An 866-nucleotide genomic window follows, 5' to 3' on the forward strand; every position below is an offset into this window, starting at 1 on the left:
AATAAACGCCGAAATCTGTGGCGCGAGAAAACCAGTAAATACCTGTTCAAAGCCGATAACGTAGCCAAGGTGTTTCGGGCCAAATTTATTCACGCCCTGACACACGCCGGGTATCGCTTGCCCTACCAATGCCCTAAAAAGTGGAATGCCGATTGCGAATACATTGGAAGCGGTAACAGCGCCTTAACCTACCTGGCGCGGTACTTGTACCGCGGCGTTATTAACGAAGACAATATTCTGTCTTATCAGCAGGGCAACGTGACCTTCCAGTACAAAAACAGTACTACTAAGCAATACCAACGCATTACCGAGCCTGCTGTCGATTTTTTATGGCGGGTACTACAGCATGTCTTGCCAAAAGGCTTTAGGCGAAGCCGGGACTATGGTTTTTTACACGGTAACGCCAGGCGAACCTTGCTGCGTATTCAATTGCTGCTTAAAGTGCGGTTATCGCCGCCACCTAGCAGGCAGCTGAGTAAAAAGTGCTGCCCACACTGTCAGGGCATACTGCAAATAATCTGGCTGAAACATAATCGAGCCACTACGACACTGCAGCCAACCGCCCACGTTAAGCGAACACACTAAGCAAAGGAATGCGCCAAGGCAAAGGAGCTGCCCCACCCATGATGAAAAAACTAACCCGGGAGGTGAATAACGGTAAGATAGAAATGTAAAAGCAGGACACAGATTGCCGTTGGCAAAAGCGGCGATGATGGTTCAACTCGGACAGAAATTACTGCCGCTGACCAACGCAACCAAAGCCACTTAGGCTGCCATCGATATATCTACTATATAAGCAGAAAACCCAACCACCGGGCTTGTCCAACAACAGGATTAAGTCGCGGCTGCGCGCGACCTATCCTTGT

General features: G+C 49.4%; 1 protein-coding gene. It reads left to right on the forward strand.

Features of this window, described 5'->3' with window-relative positions; translation table 11 throughout:
- A partial coding sequence (locus VT06_RS16845) for a transposase (protein WP_046555490.1) occupies positions 1 to 585 on the forward strand: 585 nt, incomplete at its 5' end.
- Positions 586 to 866 lie beyond the last annotated feature (281 nt).

This window comes from Arsukibacterium sp. MJ3, from assembly GCF_000987765.1.
Taxonomy (GTDB): domain Bacteria; phylum Pseudomonadota; class Gammaproteobacteria; order Enterobacterales; family Alteromonadaceae; genus Alishewanella.